Annotated in this window: 21 protein-coding genes; 12 read left to right on the plus strand and 9 right to left on the minus strand. The window is 32.6% G+C overall.

All coding sequences use genetic code 11. The features are described 5' to 3' along the window. Positions 1–21: 21 nt before the first annotated feature. Positions 22–1,905: an AAA family ATPase gene (locus KHA98_RS18775; RefSeq protein WP_213259428.1), complete on the plus strand. Its 1,884-nt coding sequence runs from the start codon at positions 22–24 to the stop codon at positions 1,903–1,905. A 193-nt stretch (positions 1,906–2,098) separates the two neighbouring features. Here the strand turns inward: KHA98_RS18775 and KHA98_RS18780 are convergent, their stop codons facing one another. Next, complete coding sequence (locus KHA98_RS18780) at positions 2,099–2,413, minus strand: hypothetical protein (RefSeq protein WP_213259429.1); 315 nt, start codon at positions 2,411–2,413, stop codon at positions 2,099–2,101. A 203-nt stretch (positions 2,414–2,616) separates the two neighbouring features. On the opposite strand from KHA98_RS18780, the gene KHA98_RS18785 reads away from it, so the two are divergent. Continuing rightward, a complete protein-coding gene (locus KHA98_RS18785) occupies positions 2,617–3,030 on the plus strand; it encodes a helix-turn-helix domain-containing protein (protein ID WP_213259430.1) in 414 nt (137 codons plus the stop codon). Positions 3,031–3,080: 50 nt separating this feature from the next. On the opposite strand, the gene KHA98_RS18790 is transcribed toward KHA98_RS18785, so the two are convergent. Further along, positions 3,081–3,572 carry a GNAT family N-acetyltransferase gene (locus tag KHA98_RS18790; protein ID WP_213259431.1) on the minus strand — a complete coding sequence of 164 codons (492 nt, stop codon included), beginning with the start codon at positions 3,570–3,572 and terminating at the stop codon, positions 3,081–3,083. Positions 3,573–4,048: 476 nt separating this feature from the next. Further along, entirely contained in the window at positions 4,049–4,435 is a 387-nt protein-coding gene (locus tag KHA98_RS18795) for a flagellar motor protein MotB (protein ID WP_213259432.1), read from the minus strand. A gap of 302 nt (positions 4,436–4,737) precedes the next feature. Here KHA98_RS18795 and KHA98_RS18800 point away from each other — a divergent pair, with 302 nt between their 5' ends. Then, positions 4,738–5,184: a hypothetical protein gene (locus KHA98_RS18800; protein WP_213259433.1), complete on the plus strand. Its 447-nt coding sequence runs from the start codon at positions 4,738–4,740 to the stop codon at positions 5,182–5,184. Between the two features lie 63 nt (positions 5,185–5,247). Here the strand turns inward: KHA98_RS18800 and KHA98_RS18805 are convergent, their stop codons facing one another. The 4 genes from KHA98_RS18805 to KHA98_RS18820 all read right to left on the minus strand — a co-directional run bounded on the left by KHA98_RS18805 (position 5,248) and on the right by KHA98_RS18820 (position 7,943). After that, a complete protein-coding gene (locus KHA98_RS18805) occupies positions 5,248–5,625 on the minus strand; it encodes a secretion protein (protein ID WP_213259434.1) in 378 nt (125 codons plus the stop codon). Between the two features lie 369 nt (positions 5,626–5,994). Next, the gene (locus KHA98_RS18810; protein ID WP_213259435.1) at positions 5,995–6,405 is read right to left on the minus strand and encodes a T9SS type A sorting domain-containing protein; all 411 of its coding nucleotides are present in this window, start codon (positions 6,403–6,405) and stop codon (positions 5,995–5,997) included. Positions 6,406–6,754: 349 nt separating this feature from the next. Further along, positions 6,755–7,159 carry a secretion protein gene (locus KHA98_RS18815; protein ID WP_213259436.1) on the minus strand — a complete coding sequence of 135 codons (405 nt, stop codon included), beginning with the start codon at positions 7,157–7,159 and terminating at the stop codon, positions 6,755–6,757. Positions 7,160–7,574: 415 nt separating this feature from the next. Then, positions 7,575–7,943, minus strand: a complete 369-nt coding sequence (locus tag KHA98_RS18820) for a DUF3244 domain-containing protein (RefSeq protein ID WP_213259437.1) — start codon at positions 7,941–7,943, stop codon at positions 7,575–7,577. A 447-nt stretch (positions 7,944–8,390) separates the two neighbouring features. Between KHA98_RS18820 and KHA98_RS18825 the strand changes: the two genes are divergently transcribed. From KHA98_RS18825 to KHA98_RS18835, 3 genes are all read left to right on the plus strand, one after another. Further along, complete coding sequence (locus tag KHA98_RS18825; RefSeq protein ID WP_213259438.1) at positions 8,391–9,263, plus strand: AraC family transcriptional regulator; 873 nt, start codon at positions 8,391–8,393, stop codon at positions 9,261–9,263. Between the two features lie 541 nt (positions 9,264–9,804). After that, positions 9,805–10,674 carry an alpha/beta hydrolase gene (locus KHA98_RS18830; RefSeq protein WP_213259439.1) on the plus strand — a complete coding sequence of 290 codons (870 nt, stop codon included), beginning with the start codon at positions 9,805–9,807 and terminating at the stop codon, positions 10,672–10,674. Between the two features lie 85 nt (positions 10,675–10,759). Beyond that, complete coding sequence (locus tag KHA98_RS18835; RefSeq protein WP_213259440.1) at positions 10,760–11,290, plus strand: hypothetical protein; 531 nt, start codon at positions 10,760–10,762, stop codon at positions 11,288–11,290. Between the two features lie 78 nt (positions 11,291–11,368). Here the strand turns inward: KHA98_RS18835 and KHA98_RS18840 are convergent, their stop codons facing one another. Both KHA98_RS18840 and KHA98_RS18845 read right to left on the minus strand, forming a co-directional pair. Then, entirely contained in the window at positions 11,369–12,343 is a 975-nt protein-coding gene (locus KHA98_RS18840; protein ID WP_213259441.1) for a TerC family protein, read from the minus strand. A 193-nt stretch (positions 12,344–12,536) separates the two neighbouring features. Beyond that, positions 12,537–13,553: a glutamine synthetase beta-grasp domain-containing protein gene (locus KHA98_RS18845; protein WP_213259442.1), complete on the minus strand. Its 1,017-nt coding sequence runs from the start codon at positions 13,551–13,553 to the stop codon at positions 12,537–12,539. A 428-nt stretch (positions 13,554–13,981) separates the two neighbouring features. On the opposite strand from KHA98_RS18845, the gene KHA98_RS18850 reads away from it, so the two are divergent. The 6 genes from KHA98_RS18850 to KHA98_RS18875 all read left to right on the plus strand — a co-directional run bounded on the left by KHA98_RS18850 (position 13,982) and on the right by KHA98_RS18875 (position 20,440). Next, positions 13,982–16,171 carry a glutamine synthetase III family protein gene (locus KHA98_RS18850; protein ID WP_213259443.1) on the plus strand — a complete coding sequence of 730 codons (2,190 nt, stop codon included), beginning with the start codon at positions 13,982–13,984 and terminating at the stop codon, positions 16,169–16,171. A 395-nt stretch (positions 16,172–16,566) separates the two neighbouring features. Further along, the gene (locus KHA98_RS18855) at positions 16,567–17,187 is read left to right on the plus strand and encodes a hypothetical protein (protein WP_213259444.1); all 621 of its coding nucleotides are present in this window, start codon (positions 16,567–16,569) and stop codon (positions 17,185–17,187) included. Between the two features lie 65 nt (positions 17,188–17,252). Then, positions 17,253–17,729 (plus strand): hypothetical protein, encoded by a 477-nt coding sequence (locus tag KHA98_RS18860; RefSeq protein WP_213259445.1) that lies wholly within the window; start codon positions 17,253–17,255, stop codon positions 17,727–17,729. 4 nt (positions 17,730–17,733) lie between these two features. Then, positions 17,734–18,468 (plus strand): CsgE family curli-type amyloid fiber assembly protein, encoded by a 735-nt coding sequence (locus KHA98_RS18865; protein ID WP_213259446.1) that lies wholly within the window; start codon positions 17,734–17,736, stop codon positions 18,466–18,468. Positions 18,469–18,534: 66 nt separating this feature from the next. Then, positions 18,535–19,008, plus strand: a complete 474-nt coding sequence (locus KHA98_RS18870; protein WP_213259447.1) for a curli assembly protein CsgF — start codon at positions 18,535–18,537, stop codon at positions 19,006–19,008. Positions 19,009–19,066: 58 nt separating this feature from the next. Then, on the plus strand, positions 19,067–20,440 hold the full coding sequence (locus KHA98_RS18875) for a CsgG/HfaB family protein (protein WP_213259448.1): 1,374 nt from the start codon (positions 19,067–19,069) through the stop codon (positions 20,438–20,440). Positions 20,441–20,506 lie beyond the last annotated feature (66 nt).

Here is a 20,506-nt window from a genome sequence, read left to right on the forward strand (position 1 = left end):
CTAAATAGCCAAATTAAAAATATGAAAATAAAGAAAGTGAATTTAAATGAAGAAGTCACATCCAAATTAGGTCTACAGCCAATCTTAATGGATCGTTTAGGAGATGTTGTATTGATAGCAGGAAAAAATGGTTCAGGAAAAAGTAGAACGTTAAAATTAATTAAGGAAGAAGTTAATAATGTTCCAAATGCACTGCGACAGCGAGTTACTTCGCAAATTATTAAACGAAGGCAAGATGCAATAATAAGAGAAGAGAAAAACGTAATAAAAGATTTCAGTGCAACAACACAGGATGAAAGAAAAACAATAATTAAAAATTATGAGAGAGATATTGAGGACCAAAAAGATATTTTGAAAAAGGCAACTTATTTTTCTCTTTATCCTGAAAAAGAAGATAATGTATTAGTTGATTTTGTGCCTCAAACTTTAAATCTTGTCGACAGTTTTACTATTACTCCACAACAACGTGATGGTCATGCGAAATTAATTTATAATGTAGGTATGAATCACGTTTCGCTTGGAGCCATTTCTGCAATAGAAAAGATTCAAAGAAATTTTGTAGAAGCAAGCGTGCCAGACGATTCGAATGTGAGTGAAGAAGAGAGAAAAGAAATATTACTTCAGTATGAAAAATTAAAAAGCTACATAAAATTATTTCTGAATACAGATTTAAAAAGAACTAAAGAAGGCTATCCTGAAATTTTTGGCAAACGTATTGGTGAAGCAAACCTTTCGAATGGTCAAATAATTCTGTTACAATTTTGTATGGCACTTTATGCGCAAGAAGTTAATCTAGAAAATGTGGTCATATTTATGGATGAGCCTGAAAATCACTTGCATCCAGCAGCTTTAATTGAAGTTCTTGATAAAATTATTCCTCATATCAAAAATGGACAGTTATGGATTGCAACACACTCAATTAATGTCCTAGCTCACTTCGATCCTTCATGTATTTGGTATATTGATGAAGGAAAAATTTCTTATTCGGGAGATATTCCTGAAACTGTTTTGAAAGGACTGCTAGGAAATGAAGAAGAAATCGAGAAATTGTCTCATTTTTTATCTTTACCTGCTCAGATGGGAAGTAATAAGTTTGCGTATGAAAGTTTGTTTTATCCTGAAGTATTAATAACTGGATCAAAAGATCCTCAAGTTGCACAAATTCACGAAATAATAAAAGATCGAGCAACCAAAGGTGAAAAACTTAAAGTTTTAGATTTTGGGATTGGAAAAGGAAGATTGCTTTCTACTATATATGAGAATGAAAGGTTAAGAAATTCAGAAATCACTGAGTGGTTGGATTTTTATGGATACGATAAATTTGAAGAAAATAAAAAGATTTGTAGAAAAGTATTTGAAGATATTTATGATAGTTCAGATGATAGATACTTTAATGAAGTGACTAAAATGCTATCCTCACATGATGAAAAAACATTCGACATAATTGTGATGTGTAATGTATTTCATGAAGTTGACCCTAACGAGTGGCTTAATTTGTTCAATTCTGTAACCTCTCCGTTTAAACTTCTTAAGGATGATGGGTATTTGTTAATTGTTGAAGATCAGTTTTTGGCCATTGGAGAAAAAGCTCATGCAAAAGGATTTTTAGTTTATGATGAACTTGAGTTCAAAAAATTATTCAAAATTACTGCTGTTGATAATTATAAATCTAATGATTATAGAGGTGACGGGAGGTTAAAGTCACATCATATTCCTAAAAATTGTATAAATCGTATTGATTCTTCTTCAAAAAAAGAATCACTTGAAGTATTGTTACAAAATTCTAAAGATAAAATTAAAGATATTAGAAGAAACGCTTCTCCAACATTTAAAAATGGAAAGCGCCATGGTTTTTGGTCACAACAGTTAGCAAATGCTTCACTTGCATTAGAGGAATTAAGTTAAAGATTCTCCTTTTAACGTTAGCGTCCAACTCATGAACGCAAAGTTTATCCTCTCCAATTTGTCATTTCGACCGAAGGGAGAAATCACATTAGTATTTCTACAAAGATTGGCGATTTGCATTGTCGATTTCCGAGTGCGATTTCTCCCTTCGGTCGAAATGACAAGATTGTGTGTTTGTTGGGTTGGAATATAATTATTCAACAACCTCTCCAACATATCCCAAAAACTCCATTTCATCCAAAGGAAAAATAGAAAGAACCGTTTCCAGAACCAAACTCACATCTATAGAATCTTTTTTCTTCTCTTGAACATTATGCATATCATTGTCGAGTGCCAGAATGCAGAGTTTTATCATATCGGTAATGAGGCAGCCGAGTTCGAAATAGTTTAAGACTTTGATTTGGGCGATTTGTTTTTGTGAATTGTCTTCGGCAGGTTTTAGCATTGTGAAATACAAAGCAGTTAATTCTTTTAGACGATCTAGGTTTTTAGTTTCGTTAGTTTCCATAAGGCATATATTTATTTGGTGTTAGATAATTGTTTTACAATTTGACTTTTACAATATAATTATAAGAAAAATTGTACTTTTGTTTTGTTCGGCGAAGGAAGAAATAGATTGTATCGTACCGAACCGTTTTGGTTGGTATTGAACCGATCAAATAAGTTTTTTACTTGTTGAGGTTTCTAACACTTAATTATTATCTTTGAATTATGAGCACACTAACAAAACCAAATCATATAGGGCGAAAAATAAGCCGTATTCGTGAACTTCGTGATATGAAGCAGGAAGCTTTGGCGCAGGCTTTAGGCATTAGTCAACAAACAATTTCGGCTATTGAAAACAGCGAAACTATTGAAGAAGATAGACTTAGTGAAATAGCAAAAGCACTTGGTGTAACAGCAGAAGCAATTAAAAACTTTTCAGAAGAAGGAATGATTAACTATTTCAATACTTTTAATGAAGTTGTAAATGATAGTCATTTTGGAAATAATAACAATTGCACATTCAATCCATTAGATAAATTAATGGAAGCTGTAGAAGAAAATAAAAAGCTTTATGAACGTTTGCTTCAGACGGAAAAAGACAAAAATGAATATTTGGAGAAATTGCTCAATCAGAAATAGTAATTGAAAAAAAAAAGAAAAGCATTCGTGTTGACGAATGCTTTTCTTATTTAATTCTCATCCATTTCGCTTATGTCACAACGCATAGTTGTCGATATTGGTGCAAATCCCACCTTTTTATACGCGTTGACTGCCGCTTCATTTTCAGAATAAACCTGTAATCTAACTTCGGTTATTCCTTGAGATCGAACCCATTTTTTAAGTTCGTTAATTAATAGTTTAATGAGACCTTTTCCTCTAAATTCTGGATCAACGTACATAAAACCAAGATATCCGTATAGTTCATGTATCTGATAGGGCAGAGCAGTTCGAATTTGGCCATATCCGCAACCAATAATCTGATTGTTAAAGTCTACAACCAAAACTTCGCTCTTGCTGTCTAAAATAAGCTCCTGTATATCATAATAAAAAATCTCACCCTCTTTTAATGTTGGGTCGTAGGGTCTTTCTGCATTTACTAAAAATTGTAGAAATTCGGCAAGTTTTGGTAAATCTGTATTTACAGCTCGCCTGATTGATATATCTTTTATGTTTTCGTTCATATTTCAAATATATAGAAAATAAATTTTCTTTGCTAATGCGAGTGTTTTGTTTGTGAGCCCAGAATTTACGGCCAGTTTGTCATTTCGACGTAAGTAGAAATCGCACTAGAATTTCGACAAAGATTGGCGATATGCTGTGTCGAGTTTCGTGTGCGATTTGCTTCGCCTATTCGCTATCGCTCGGGTCTCCTCCGTCGAAATGACAAATATTGTCTGTATTATTTAAAAGTTCCATAGGAACGAATCATATTGTAGAGATGGATTTTAATCCGTCCAACGCATAGTTTGTCGTCAATCTTTGTGGAGTTTCTTGCGAAGATTCTTCGTTCCTCAGAATGACAATATTGTGTGTGTTTTAAAAGTTCAGTAGGAACGAATCATATTGTAGGGATGGATTTTAATCCGTCCTAAATCAGAAATAGAAAAACCTCTCAGAAATGAGAGGTTTTTTATGTTTTACGAGGTTTTCAAATAGATCAAACCTTCTTTTTTATTATTGTTTTGTTTTTGCGTTTGAGCTTTTCGATAATGGCGTCGGCTTTTTCGTTTTGGCAGATAAAACGTAACGATTCTGCATAACGATAATAATATATCGGTTCGAGATCTGAAGTCATGTCAAAAAGTTCGCCGTACCACGTTGCCGCTTTTTCGAGTTTATCTTCAGAGTAAAACGAGTTTCCTAATTTCTGAAACAGGTCAATAGATTTGTAGCCTTTTGCAGCAACTCTTTCGTAAATTTTGGTTACATCGACATAAGCGTATTTGTCGCTTACTTTATCTGTTATAAAAACTTTTTCAGTTTGTGCCGCAACACGAAATGAAAAAACAATCAATACGACTAAAAAAACGAGTTGTTTCTGCATAAATATTTAGTTTAGAAGAATGGTTTTTATTAGTTGTTTTTGGTAGGGTTAATCTCTTAAATTTTGTTTGTTATTTTTGAGGCGTGTAGTAAGTTTTGTTTTGCAAATATATCTAAATCAATAACATAGCATGTAATTAAGCAGTGTTTTTTTTGATTTTATCGATAATTTAAGTCAATTATAAAAAATAACTTACATTATGTCTTAGATTTTTCTGTAAGCTGAAAAAACGTTTAATAATCGTGCTTTCACCTTTATATGAATTATATACTATAACTTTATATTTATACTATTTTTTCATCATGACAACACAATATTATCTAAATCGAATAAAAAAATCGCCTCCACAACAGAACATAAAATATTCTGATCTAGTTGATTTGGAAAATATTGCTTTTGAAATTTCCCAAAATGATACAGAAATCAGTTTTACTCTCAATACATTTTTTCAGGGATCAGAAAATAAAACAACTACAATAAATACTGAAATCGTAAACTTATTTGCAAAGTATTCGGGTTTAGTTTTTCTGGACGAAAAAGAAACGGGAAACATTTGTTTTGCAAACAGCGATGAGGTGCGGGCAGAATACAGACAAAGTTTTACCCTTTTTGATTTTCTGGATTATATATATGCTTTTGTACATTCTTCTCTTTACAGAGAATCTCGGGAAATACTGATTCCATCAGAAACAATTCTTTTTTGGCAAATGGTAAAAATAGGTTTTGCTCTAAGAAAAGAAATCAAGTAAACAAAAAAAAGCAGCTCCTGGAACGAGCTGCTTTTTAATCTTTTTTTGGGGACAAAAAGGATGTTAACGACGGAAAGAAGGACTTTGGTTTACACTTTCGTCAAGCTTTACCGTTTTTACTTTTTTAGCAGCAACTTTAATTTCGTGTTTCGCAATTTTTTCATTTGCTTTAACCTCCAAAACGTAAGTTCCGGCAGGTAAATCCTCCAGACTTATTGTTTTTGAAATTTCAAGTTTGTTTGCTGCAGAATCACCCGCATAAAGTAAATTGTGGTTTTGATCGTAGATTGAAAAAGAAGAGTTGTCTACTGTAAAGCTTTCAACTTTTCCGTTTCCGGTTTTTATATTTAAAATATAATCCCCTTTTCCATCAATGGCATAGGTAAATAATGTCGCTAAAAAAAAGGCAGCAACTAACCCGGTCTTGGTAAATCTTGTCATGTTTTTTTTAAATGTTTATTACTAAATGTGGAACGATTCAAAACTACAAATACAAAATTAATTTTATGCAAAAAAATCGCTTTTTTAGAACGTTAAAATGCTGAATTAAAACTATTTCTGTATTTTGTTTACGCTATGTACGTAAATACGGGGCTTGCGGTTTTATTTTTTATTGATTTTTTTAATGCGATAAAAATCAGTTCAATAGATTTATTAAGAATAGGTTTCTTAAAATATTTTTCGGGTATTTTTTTGTTCAGTTTAAAGCAAAAAAAACAGCTCAATAACCACAAAGAGCTGTTTTAAAACAATCACGTTTTTACTTTACTAACTATCTAACCTTATACTCTTATGAAAAGTATAACTTTTTTAGCGTACTGCTACGCTGGTATTTTTAGCAGAAAATCCTGCTTTATAAACTGATGAAACTGCTTTTGATGATAAAACCGAAGTTTCGTCATTTATGTTGATTTCATATCTTACTTTTTTTGCACTGTCTTCAATTTCTAAGAAATAAATTCCTTGCGGAAATTCTTCTAAACTAAAAGATCTTAATATTCCGTCTTTACCTGAAGCAGTTTCAGAGTAAATTAAATTTCCCTGTTTGTCATAGATAGAAAGGTTGGCTTTTTTGGTCTGATTAAGAGCGAACGTAATCAGTTTTCCATTTCCTTTTAATACATGAAGGTTTAACTCATCAATTTTTCCGTCAATCGCATAACTGCTGATTCCTGTGAAAAGTATTACGCATACTAAACTCAATTTTAAAATCTTTTTCATAACTGTTAGTTTTTAAATTATTAGTTTAATTCTCTGATGCTAAATTACTCTGGAATGTGTGTTATTTTAACAACTGTATTTGCCAATTTCTATGCTGTATTCTCATTTACGAAAGCGTTATAGGTTAAAATTTGAATTATTTTAAACGTTTTAGTTAATTTGATTATTATTTTTCAACGTTTTTAAAAGGACGAAATTTTACGATTTGCTAACTTTTATCTTCTTTTTTGTACTTGATTTCTAAGGTTTTGTAAAGTAGGTTTTATCAAAAAGTAAAGCACAAAAAAAACAGCTCATTTTTGCCAAGAGCTGTTTCTTAAAATTGTAAAATTTATTTTTCGGTATACTTTTAGCGAACTGCTACGCTGTTGTTTTTTGCAAATTCAGTTTTATAAACAGACGAAATCGCTTTTGATGATAAAGTGGTTTGTTCATCAGTAATTGTAATTTCGTGTCTCACTTTCTTTACACTATCTTCAGCTTCCAGATAATACGTTCCCGCAGGAAACTCTTCCAGGCTAAAAGTTCTCAAAATTCCATCTTTACCTGAAGCACTTTCAGAATAAATTAGAGTACCATCTTTGTCGTAAATTGCCAGACTGGCTTTTGTTACCTGGTTAATCGCAAAAGTAATTAGCTTTCCGTCACTTTTAATTACATGAAGATTAAAATCTCCATTACCACCAATTGCATAAGTACTTAAACCTGATAAAAGCACTGCGCATACTAAACTTAGTTTTGAAATCTTTTTCATAGCATTAGTTTTTAAATTAATAGTTCTAATTCTCTGATGCTAAATTAGTTATGATATGTCTGTAAATGCACAACTCTATTTTCTGATTTCGATGCTGTATTCTCATTTACGAAACCGTTATAGGTTAAAATTTGAATTATGTTTATCGTTTTTGTTAATTCGGTAATTATTTTTCAAAAAGAGACAAAGGGTCAGAGTAACAAAGTAGCATAGGTTTTTGTGGAACTTGAAACTTAAAACCTTAAACCTGAAACAAAAAATAAGGCATAAAAAAAACAGCCCAATAACCACAAAGAGCTGTTTTTAAAACTTACGTTTTTAACTTTACTAACTATCTAACCTCATTTTTATACTGTATGAGAGTATAAACTTTTATAGTGTTTGAGTACACTTATATTTTGTTGCAGTGATCTGCTTACTTAATAGTAGAAGAAAGTGCTTTTGTTGACAAATTTGTAGTTTGACCAGAAACAGTAATTTCATGTCTTGCTTTTTTAAAGTTGTCTTCAATTTCTAAGAAGTAAGTTCCTTGTGGAAATTCTTCTAAGCTAAAAGTTCTAAGGATACCCTCTTTACCAGAAGCATTCTCAGTATAAATTAAATTACCATCTTTATCAACAATACTGATACTTGCTTTTTGTACCTGATTCATTGCGAATGTAATTTGTTTTCCGTTTGTTTTTAAAACGTGAAAATTAAAAGAGTTATCTCCATCTATTGCATAAGAGCTTAAACCTGATAAAAGCACTGCACATACTAAACTTAATTTTAAAATCTTTTTCATATTCGTTGTGTTTAAATTTTTAGTTCATTTTTCTGATGCTAAATTACTTCGGTAGTTGCTTTTTTTGCACAACTCTATTTTCCTATTTATATGCTGTATTCTCATTTGCGAAACCGTTATAGGTTAAAATTTAAATTATTTTTATTGTTTTTGTTAATTCAGTTATTATTATTTAGTGTTTTGCTTAAAATTGAATTTTGTTAAAAAATCTATTTTTCTTACATAAATACTATATTGGTATAATTGTATTGTTTAAAATGTGATATGTTAAATAAAATACGGTTAAAAAAACGGGTCTTTTAAAAAACTATCATTTTGCTTAAAATTCCATAGTTGTAAAATGCTGATTTTATGCAAAATTCTCAATTACGAAACCGTTATAGGTTAAAATTTAAATTATTTTAGGCGATTTTGTTAAATTTGCTATTATTTTTTAAAGATATTAACATGAAGACAATTGCCCCAGCTCTTGAAGTGATATCAAACTCATACGGAAGTTCTTTTACCTACACCAAACATGCCGAAAAGACCAATAGTAAGGCCCATTTATGGCATTATCATCCAGAAATTGAGTTGGTTTATATAAATGGAGGCGCGGGGAAAAGACAAATAGGAAGCCATGTTTCTTATTATACCAATGGAGATTTGATTTTAATAGGTTCCAATTTGCCGCATTGTGGTTTTACAAATGAACAAACAGGAAACAAAGGTGAAACTGTTATTCATATTAAACCGGAATTTTTGGGCAATGATTTTTTTGTTGCTCCCGAAATGAGAAAGGTTCAGAGCATTTTTAGTCAGTCAAAAGGCGGAATTGCTTTTAATGGTGAAACTAAAAAACAGATAGGCAAAAAAATCGAAATGATGGAACATCAGCTTCCGTTTGAACGTTTGCTGACACTTTTGAGTATTTTAGACGAATTAGATTCTTCTGAGGATTATACGGTTTTAAATGCCGACGGTTTTTCTTTGGAATTGCAAACACAGGATAGCGATCGTATGAATGTGGTTTTTAATTTTGTTAAAGATCATTTTCAGGAATCTATTGCCATAGACGAAGTATCGAGTCTGGTTAGTATGACTACGCCATCGTTCTGTCGTTATTTTAAGAAAATTTCAAACAAAACGTTTACGGAGTTTGTAAATGAATATCGTTTGGTACATGCTTCAAAACTTTTGGCAGAAAAACAAATCAGTATAAACGAAGTGTGTTATGAAAGCGGCTTTAATAATTTCAGTCACTTTAGTAAATCCTTCAAACAATACACAGGTAAAAGTGCCTCGCAATATCGTCTGGAGCATAAAATTATAATTAGCTAATATTTTTTTGCCACGAATTACACGAATTAGCACGAATTTAATTAGTGGAAATTGGTGTAATTGCTTCGCCTGTTCGCTATCGCTCGGGTCATGGTAAATAAATTTACCACAGTAATAATAATCCATAAAATCCTTTTAATCTGTGGCAAAAAAAATATCGCCACAAATTAAAAGTATTTTATGGATTTTTTTTATCCTGCTTTGCGCAAATTATTACTTAAAAAATTCGTGCTAATTAGTGTAATTCGCGGCAGAAAATTTAGCGATGTAATAATAATCCATAAAATCCTTTTAATCTGTGGCAAAAAAAATATCGCCACAGATTAAAAGGATTTTTTTTATCCTGCTTTGCGCAAATCATTACTTAAAAAATTCGTGACAATTAGTGTAATTTGTGGCATAAAATTTAGCAATGCAATAATAATCCTTAATATAGGAGGCAAAAAAAAACATAAGTCCGATTAGTAAAAGCTAGTCGGATTTTTCATATAATTTATTTTGAAAAAGTTATATTTACATTCCTTAATCAGAAAAAAATAAAATGAAAAAACTAAAAATTCTTATTTCTGCTTTTTTAATCTGCATGTCAACCTTGACATACGCAGCAAAAGTAGATACTTTACAAGTTGCCAGTACTGCTATGGGCAAAACCTACAAGGCAGCGGTTGTTTTGCCTAATTCTTATTCTAAAAGTAAATCTAAATTTCCGGTTATGTATTTATTGCATGGCGCGTACGGACATTTTGGAGACTGGCTAAAAAATACACCCAACAAAAAATTAGTTCAGAATTTATCAGATCAGTATAATATAATTATTGTAATGCCAGAAGGCGAGACTTTTAGTTTTTATCTGGACAGTCCTGTAAATAAAGAAAGTCAGTTTGAGACTTTTATAACAAAGGAAGTAGTGGAGAAAGTAGATAAAACATATAGAACGATTAATAATAAAAGTGGGAGAGTGATAACCGGACTTTCTATGGGCGGACACGGAGCGCTATATTTATCTGCCAAACATCCTGACTTGTTTTGCGCGGCAGGAAGTATGAGCGGAGCAGTAGATATGAGTGTAATGCTTAATCGTGAAAACTCGGCACAAGTGGTTAAATTAATGCAGCCGGTTTTTGGAGACAAAAGCGGAAGTTCTGAAATGTACGAGCAATATGCTGTAATCAACATGCTTGACAGAATAAAAGCAAACAAATTACCGTTGATTATAGATTGTGGTGTAGATGATTTTTTAATAGAACCAAACAGAGAGTTACACCGTAGATTAGTATACAATAAAGTAGAGCACGATTATACAGAACGTCCTGGTGCCCATACATGGGATTACTGGGAAAATTCACTGCCCTATCATGTTTTATTTTTTAATAAAATATTGCTTAAAAATCAGACTGTTGTAAAAAAATAACTAGAAACTTTAATCAAAAACCGCTTTAACACAATTTTTGGTTTGGTTTTTGGATTACCTTTATAAATCTTAAAAATTAAAAATTATGAAAAAGATACTTACCTTATTCGCAGTTGTTGGATTAATCGCATTTTCAAGTTGCGAAGGACCAGAAGGGCCTCCGGGAATTCCAGGAGAAGATGGATTAATTGCTGAAGTTTTTGAGCTGCAAAATGTGAATTTTGATTTTAATAATGCAGACGGTTATAATATCTATAGAAAATTGACGCCTAATATTTTTAATTCTGATGTCATTTTGATTTATAGATTGGCTGGAACTGTTAATTCAACAACTCCAATTTGGCAACAAATTCCAAGAACGCTTTATCCAGAACAAGGAGAGTTAGATTATGATTTTGATTTCAGTAAAGAAGATTTCACAATTTACGCTGGAGGAACTTATGATTTGGCTTTAACGCCTGAGTTTATTAGAAATCAAACATTTAGAATTGTAATTGTACCTGGAGCTTTCTCATCAACAACTGGTAAATCTGTTAATAAAGAAGATTACTCAGATTATAATGAGGTTATTAAGAAGTACAATATTGACGATAGTAAAGTAAAAGTGCTGAACTAAATTTGATTTAATAATCAATAAACATAAAAAAAGGAAATCGTAAGATTTCCTTTTTTTATGTTTATATGTTTCGAAATATTATTTTTCGTGAGAATCAGAATCTGTTAGTACTTTTTCTTCTCCAAATTTCAGCGAAACCAGAATACCAACTAAAAGCGATAAAGCGATAAATCCTAAAGAAGCCCATTCCGGTACATGAATCCAATCGTGCAGTAGCATTTTTAATCCTACAAAAGCTAAAATAGCAACTAAACTGTATTCTAAATAACTGAATTTAGCCAGCATATTTGCAAGGAAGAAATACATAGAACGTAATCCTAGAATAGCAAAAATATTAGAACTAAATACTAAAAACGGATCTGAGGTAATAGCCAGAATTGCCGGAACGCTATCTACAGCAAAAAGAACGTCCATAACTTCAATTACAATAAGAGCTACAAATAATGGAGTAGCCGCTTTTTTTGCCGTTTTTGTACTAATGAAAAATTTCTCTCCATCCATTTCAGAGGTAATAGGCATAATTTTTCCTAGTGCTTTATAAACGAATGAATCTTTTGGATGAAAATCTTCGTCTTCGCCAGAGAACAACATTTTTAGAGCAGTAAAAATTAAGAATACACCAAATACATAGGTAGTCCAGGTGAATTTATTGATTAACATTACACCGAAGAAAATCATCAGACCACGGAAAACAATGGCTCCTAAAATTCCCCAGAATAAAACGCGGTGCTGGTATTTTTGTGGAATTTTGAATGAAGCAAAAATAATAGCGATCACAAATATATTGTCGACACTTAAGGATAATTCAATTAAATAACCTGTAATAAACTTCATTGAAGCTACGGCAGGCTTAAGGTTGTCAGGGTTTGCGATATAATCTGTAGTGTAAAGCCAGTAAATAACTCCAGAGAATAAAAAAGATAAAGTAACCCAAATCAAAGTCCATTTGCTGGCTTCTTTGGTACTAATGATGTGTGGTGTTTTGTTAAAGACGCCTAAGTCTAAAGCGAGAATAAAAACTACAGCAAGTAAAAAGAGAATCCAGACTATCATAATGATTTATTTTAAATGATTTACAAAGATAAGTTTTGAAGTTTAACTTAAAAATTAATTATTAGAAAATTACTTTCAAATTGTTAAACCCGACAGGTTTTAAAAACCTGTCGGGTTTGGTATGAAGAAATGTGGTAAAAAAAAAGTGCCGGTAATAAAACCGACACTTTTAGAATATATTTTAAGCTTTGAATTATAGCGCTGAGTTAACAGTTTTGATAATTCTAGCAGCGATTTTGTATGGATCTCCGTTTGAAGCTGGTCTTCTGTCTTCCAACCATCCTTTCCATCCTTTTTGAACAGTCATTAAAGGAATTCTGATAGAACATCCTCTGTCTGAAACTCCATAAGAGAAATCGTGAATAGAAGCAGTTTCGTGTTTACCAGTTAAACGTTGGTCATTGTAAGCTCCGTAAACAGCAATGTGCTCAGCAGTAACAGGACGGAAAGCCTCACAAATTCTTTCGTAAGTTGCCTGGTCTCCACATGTTCTTAATACTTCGTTAGAGAAGTTAGCGTGCATTCCAGAACCATTCCAGTCAGTATCTCCTAGAGGTTTTGGGTGATATTCAATATAGTAACCATATTTCTCAGTTAAACGGTCTAATAGGTAACGCGCAACCCAGATTTCGTCTCCGGCTTTTTTAGCACCTTTAGCAAATAATTGGAATTCCCATTGTCCGCAAGCAACCTCTTGGTTGATTCCTTCAAAGTTGATTCCTGCAGCGATACATAAATCAGCATGCTCTTCAACTAATTTTCTACCGTGTGTATTTTTTCCACCTACTGAACAGTAGTACATCCCTTGTGGAGCAGGGTATCCTCCAACTGGGAAACCAAGTGGAAGTTGAGTTTTAGTATCCATGATGAAATACTCTTGTTCGAAACCAAACCAAAAATCTTCATTATCATCATCAATTGTAGCTCTACCGTTAGAAGGGTGTGGAGTTCCGTCTGCATACATAACTTCAGACATTACCAACCATCCGTTGATACGAGTTGGATCCGGATAAATTGCAACAGGTACTAAAAGACAGTCAGAAGAACCACCTTCAGCTTGTTTAGTTGATGAACCATCAAATGACCAGTTTCCAAGTTCTTCTAATGTTCCTTTGAAATTTTCGTGCTCTTCAACTTTAGTTTTACTTCTAAGATTTTGAGTTGGCTCATATCCGTCTAACCAAATGTACTCTAACTTAATTTTAGCCATAATAATATAAATTAATTTTTTTGTTTTTTTCGTTGGGTCAAATATAGATTTATTTTTTTAGTCCTAAAAATTAGGGGGCTATTTTGTTTAGTGAAGTATAATTTTTTAGATAAGCGCAATTTTGGGAGGGGTATATTTCAAAAAAAGCATTTTTATTTACCATAAAAAAACAAATTCGTAATAATTACGGCACTTTTTTGAGTTTCTGAGTTAAGGAATTATGAAAAAATGTTTATTTAATCAATATTACCGCACAGTTTTGTTATATTTCTTTGCTTTGAATTCATTATTCTTTGTAAAAAGCGCTTTCCTTTGAAAAATCAGTGACTAAAATTCTGTAATTTATATTCAGAATAGGCTTTTTTATTGTCTATATTTGTTCCTCATTTTTCGATTGAAAATTATTACGAATTTAAAATATACATACCATGTCAACATTACGTTTCCAGGCTTTACAACAAGCTTCTAACAGAAAACCGGTGCATTTTGAAGAAATAGACCGAAAATCAAATCTTTTCGGATCGAATGTGTTTAATGAAAAAGCAATGAAGCAGTATTTAACTTCAGATGCTTTTAAAGGAGTGAGAGATGCTATTCAGCATGGAACTAAAATAGAAAGAAAACTGGCAGATTATATTGCCATGGGAATGAAAGAATGGGCTTTGGCCAAAGGTGTTACACATTATACACACTGGTTTCAGCCGCTTACAGGAACAACAGCAGAAAAACATGATGCTTTTTTTGAAGTTTCTTATGATGGAAGTGATCCGGTAGAGAAATTTGGCGGAGCACAATTGGTACAACAAGAGCCGGATGCATCAAGTTTCCCGAACGGTGGTATCAGAAATACTTTTGAAGCCAGAGGTTATACTGCCTGGGATCCAACTTCTCCAGCCTTTATATATGGAACAACTTTATGTATTCCGACCGTATTCATTGCGTACACGGGAGAAGCATTAGACAATAAAATACCTTTATTAAGAGCGTTATCAGCAATTGATGAAGCGGCTACCGAAGTTTGTAAATACTTTGATAAAAACGTAAAAAAGGTAACAGCAACTTTAGGTTGGGAGCAGGAATATTTCCTGATTGATAAAGCTTTGGCAAACTCTCGTCCCGATTTAATGATGACCGGAAGAACCTTATTAGGACATACTTCTGCAAAAGGACAACAATTAGACGATCATTATTTTGGATCTATCCCAACTCGTGCGCTTACTTATATGAGAGATTTAGAGCAGGAATGTATGCTTTTGGGAATTCCTGTAAAAACACGTCATAACGAGGTAGCACCAAATCAGTTTGAATTAGCTCCAATTTTTGAAGAAACCAATTTGGCAGTTGACCATAACTCTTTATTAATGGATGTAATGCAGCGAGTTGCAGAGCGTCATGACTTTAAAGTATTATTTCATGAAAAGCCATTTAAAGGAGTAAACGGTTCAGGAAAACATAATAACTGGTCATTAGCAACAGATACCGGAGTTAACTTATTAAGTCCGAGCAAAACGCCAATGAGCAATTTACAGTTTTTGACTTTCTTTATCAATACGATTAAAGCGGTAAATGATAATGAAACTTTATTAAGAGCTTCTATTGCTACGGCAAGTAATGATCACAGACTTGGAGCTAATGAAGCGCCACCTGCGATTATGTCGGTTTTTATTGGAGCACAATTAACTAAAGTTTTATCTGAATTAGAAAGCGTAACAACAGGAAAACTTTCTCCGGAAGAAAAAACAGATCTTAAACTGAATGTCGTTGGAAAAATTCCGGACGTATTATTAGACAATACAGATCGTAACAGAACTTCTCCATTTGCCTTTACAGGAAATAAATTTGAGTTTAGAGCTGTGGGTTCAAATTCAAACTGTTCCAATTCAATGACAACGCTTAATGCTATTGTAGCAAAGCAGTTAATGGATTTTAAAATTGAAGTGGAAAATCTGATTGATTCTAAAGACATGAAAAAAGATGATGCCATCTTTAATGTTTTAAGAGAATACATCAAACAATCTAAAAAGATTCTTTTTGAAGGTGACGGTTACAGCGAAGCATGGGAAAAAGAAGCTGCAAAAAGAGGTTTAAGTAATTTTAAAACCACACCTGAAGCTATAAAAGCTAAAGTTTCTAAACAAGCATTAGATTTATTTGCTGAATTAGGCATCTTTAATCATGTGGAAGCCGAAGCACGTTACGAAATTGAATTGGAAGAATACACTAAAAAAATCCAGATTGAGGGAAGGGTTTTAGGAGATATTGCAAGAAACCATGTAATTCCGACCGCAATTCGTTACCAAAATACATTAATTGAAAATGTAAAAGGATTAAAAGAAATCTTCGGAAAAGAATTTGAAACCATTGCAAAAGAACAAATCGCTTTAATTAAAGAGATCTCAGGTCATATTGAGGGAATAAATTCTAAAGTATTGGCAATGACAAATGAAAGGAAAAAAGCAAATCAGTTAACAGATGCGCAAAAAATGGCCGAAGCATATTGCAATACAGTTAAACCATATTTTGAAGACATTAGAAATCATTGTGATAAATTAGAATTATTAGTAGATGATGAAAGCTGGACTTTGACCAAATACAGAGAGTTATTGTTTACAAAGTAATCTTTATTAAACAATTTGTTAAAGCCTGTCTCAAAAAGACAGGCTTTTTTTGTGATTATGTTAAAATAAGTGTTCAGGAGATCCATTTTTAACATCAGATTGGCTTAAAATGTAAAGTAATTGTAATAAGTCGCTTTTTTCTTACTAACAAAAAAATCAAATGTGGCAGTTTGTCGACATAGTTTCGCACTTCATCGAAAAGATATTAAGATCTTGTAAAATAGGTATTTATACCTGATTTGATTTTCTGGAAGTTTTCTAATTTTGGATATGAAATAAGAAAATAAATAGTTTTTTCTCTTTCTTTTTTCACACTTTCAAGACCCAGATTTTCCCTCCCAAATTGCACAGCCTACATAATAATTTGTATTAATAACCAATTAAATATATTTATTATGAAAAAAGTAATTTTAAGCATCTCCGCGATGCTGTTTGCAGGAGCAGCCTTTGCTCAAGCTAATGTAAGTGATGTAGACCAATTAGGTTTATTAAATGGAGCTTTGGTTGTTCAGGTTGGAGAACAAAACGTTTCAGATGTTGATCAGATCGGTATTTTAAATATTGCTGTTGTAGGGCAATATGGGGAAGACAATGATTCTCAAATTCTTCAAATAGGAGCAGGAAATCTTGCTGTTGTAACACAAGTCGGAGATGGCAATGATTCAAATATTGCTCAAGGGTTATTTGGTAATCAAGCTTATGTAACTCAATTTGGTACAGACAACAATTCTGATGTATTCCAATTAGGTCTTGGAAATTATTCTACTACTTTCCAATTAGGCTGGGATAATAATTCAACTACAATTCAGTTAGGGGCTGACAATATTGCAAGCACTGAGCAATATGGACTGTTCAATAATGCAATTACTTTCCAATTGGGTTGGGATAACATGTCTAGTATTGAGCAATTTGGAGCTGGTAACTTCGCAGCTACAGCTCAATTTGGAAATGCACACAACAGTACAGTTACACAAACTGGATTCCTAAATGGAAGTGTTGTAATCCAATCAAACTAAAAAATAAACCAAGAAAAGGAAGAGCCTAATTTATTACGTTCTTCCTTTTTTTATCATTAAAAGTTATGAAACATCTAGCCACTTTTATTTCTTGTATAATCAGCGGGATTATGTTCTCTCAGTCTATTGAGATGAATAGGAGTGACTATGTAAAAATGAATGCAATAAACAATCAAAATCAGACAGTAGATCAATATCTTAAAAGTAGAAATATTGTTACTGTAACTCAAATTGGTAACTACAATCAAGCCAATTTAACCATCATAAGCAACAATGCTTATGTAACCGCTCAGCAAACCGGTAATAATAATTACATGGAAGTCTACAAAAAAGCTGACGAAATTAATGAATCCTACACGCAAACAGGCAATAACAATTATATAAGCGATTATTCAATGTACACCAGAGGAGTCGCTTCAATGTCAATAAATCAGGACGGCAATAATTTATCGGTCATAAGTTCCGGTTCAAATTCAATATCAAAAGATTTAATAATTAATCAAACAGGAAACTCGGGCACAATTTACGTATTCAATCGCTAGTATCATGAAAAGATATTTAAACATACTGATTGTTGTTTTGGCTATTTTTTTTTCTGAATCTGTGCTTTCGCAGGCAGTTTATAAAGAAGTAAAAGCAAAAATTGAAGTAAAAGAGATTGAAAATTTACTTTTTATTACGGGAACTGTTGAGAATTTAAAATCAGAGTTTAAAAATATATCGTACAAGTTAACTGTATTCAAAAAAAATAAAACAAATTCTAATAAATCAAATAATGCTCAGGACGGAAGGGTGACATTAGAACCCATCCAAAAAGTTGAACTTTCTAAAACACAAGTCAACTTTACCAAAGAAGATGAGGTTATCATACTATTATTGATTTATGACGAAAGTAATACCATAATTGGCAAAGACAGGGTTGTTTTTGGAGAAGATACAGAAAAGGATACAGGTAAATCGGTTCCTGTTGATGGAATCGAAATGGTAGGTATTGTTGCTAATGATACTAAGACAAAATTAGGAAATGATTATTACGACATGTTCTATGCGCAATATTCTAAACTAAAAATACATACCACAAAAATTGTAACAGTTCAGGAAGAATTGACTTTTGGCAGAACAACCAAAATTACAATTCTGGTTGACAACGATATAGTTGAGGAGTTTATTTCTCGTCCAGATGAAGATTTTTTAAAATATATGGCAGAATCTGCAGCTTCTAATGCTTTTAAATATTTTAAAAATCTGGAAAAACAGAATAAAATACTCACTCAATATTGATATTGAGAAATGATTTTTTCAGGGAACAAGTTTGCTTTTTAACGTAGGAATTAAAATAACTTAGATATGAAAACTATAGCTTTACTCGTATGCCTATTGGGCTTTACGGCAGTGTCGACCGCGCAGGATCTTGCGTATAAGCCTGCTAATCCAAACTTTGGAGGTGACACTTTTAATTATCCCTGGCTACTTAGTTCTGCACAGGCACAAAATGACTATAAAGAAGATACAACCAGTGGTTATAAACAACAAACAGATTTGGAAAGATTCAAAAGTAATCTGAACAATCAATTACTTAACCGGCTTTCTAATTCGTTATTTACTGATCAGTTTGGTAACGGAACGGGCACAGGAACCGGGACCGGTAATGGAACTGGCAACGGAACAGGAAATGGTAACGGTAATGGAACATTAGCCCCGGGAACGTATGTTTTTGGAACATTATCAGTTGATATTTATAATTCTAATTTAGGATTAGTGGTTGATATTTTGGATATAGAAACTGGTGAGCAAACACAAGTAATTCTTCCGGGACAATAAATCTTTAGATTGTCTATTTAAAAATGTAAGGTTCATGTTTTACTGTAAATAAATAATTATGAATAAAAGTCCCCTTTTTCTATTTCTAATAACTTGCCTCTTCTCAGGATGTGGAGCTTATTTCAATCAACCTGTCGGGGTTCAGAAAGCAGTATTTGGAGAAAACACTCCTGCAACTGCCGCATTAGTAGAAATGCCAAAACCAAAAGAGCAAATTGTAGTAGGTGTGTATAAATTTAAAGACCAGACAGGGCAATATAAAGCTACTGAATTGGGAAGTACATTTAGTACAGCGGTAACACAAGGTGCAACTTCAATTTTAATTAAAGCCTTAGAAGATTCCAAATGGTTCGTACCCATTGAACGTGAAAATTTAGGAAACTTACTAAACGAACGAAACATCATTCGCTCCACACGTCAGGAATATGCAGCAAAGACAGAACCAAACGAAGCGGTTTTGACTCCACTTTTGTTTGCCGGAGTATTACTTGAAGGAGGAATTATTTCTTACGATACCAATATTATCACAGGAGGTTTTGGAGCCCGATATTTTGGAGCCGGAGGTTCTACACGCTACAGACAAGATAGAGTAACGGTATATTTAAGATTGGTTTCGACTTCAAATGGGAAAATCTTAAATACGGTATATGTATCCAAAACAATTCTGTCACAAAGTATAGATGCAAGTTTATTTCGATATGTAAATCTAAACCGACTTTTAGAGGTTGAAACCGGATTTACAAGAAATGAACCAATTCAGTTAGCAGTAACAGAAGCAATCGAAAAAGCTGTTGAAGGTTTAATTGTAGACGGTATCAAAGATAAAATTTGGGAAGTAAATGCACCTCAAAATCAAGTTGATGCTTTTGTTGCCGAATATGATAAAGAGAAAAGTGAAGCCGATTTAGCGCAGCTTTACAACAGAAACTTAAGCGAAAGAAGAGGTCGTTTTGGAATTGAACTTACTGGAGGTGCAACATATATGCAGGGCGATTACAAAAATCCGATTGCTGAGCCAATGGCCAGAGGAGCAGCCAAATTCTTTTTTACACCGGGATTTGCCCTTAGTGGTTCGACAAATGTTTTCAAACTGGGAAATAAAGGAGAAGATGATTTTGGGTACACTACTTTAGATATGAACCTCGAATTTTTGATTCTGCCGCAAGATACTTTTACGCCTTATATTTTTGGAGGAACAGGTGTAGGGTTTAATTCCAAATTTGAAAATGTACACAGTAAAGTCCAATTTGGAGCAGGTCTGGAATACCTCGTCACGAGTCAATTTGGCGTTAAATTATACGGAGAATACAATGTAAATTTTACCGATAATATAGATTATAATATTGCAGGAGTCAGGGATGACTACTACTGGAGATTTGGATTAGGAATGACCTATTATTTTCCTAAAGCTATTAAGTACAAAAAGAAATAAAGGGGCTGTCAATAAAACGTCAGTTTTTCAAAGTGATCAAAGGATTAAATTCAATATAAAATATGT

Origin of the sequence: Flavobacterium branchiicola (assembly GCF_018383905.1) — a bacterium.
GTDB classification, from domain to species: Bacteria; Bacteroidota; Bacteroidia; order Flavobacteriales; family Flavobacteriaceae; genus Flavobacterium; species Flavobacterium branchiicola.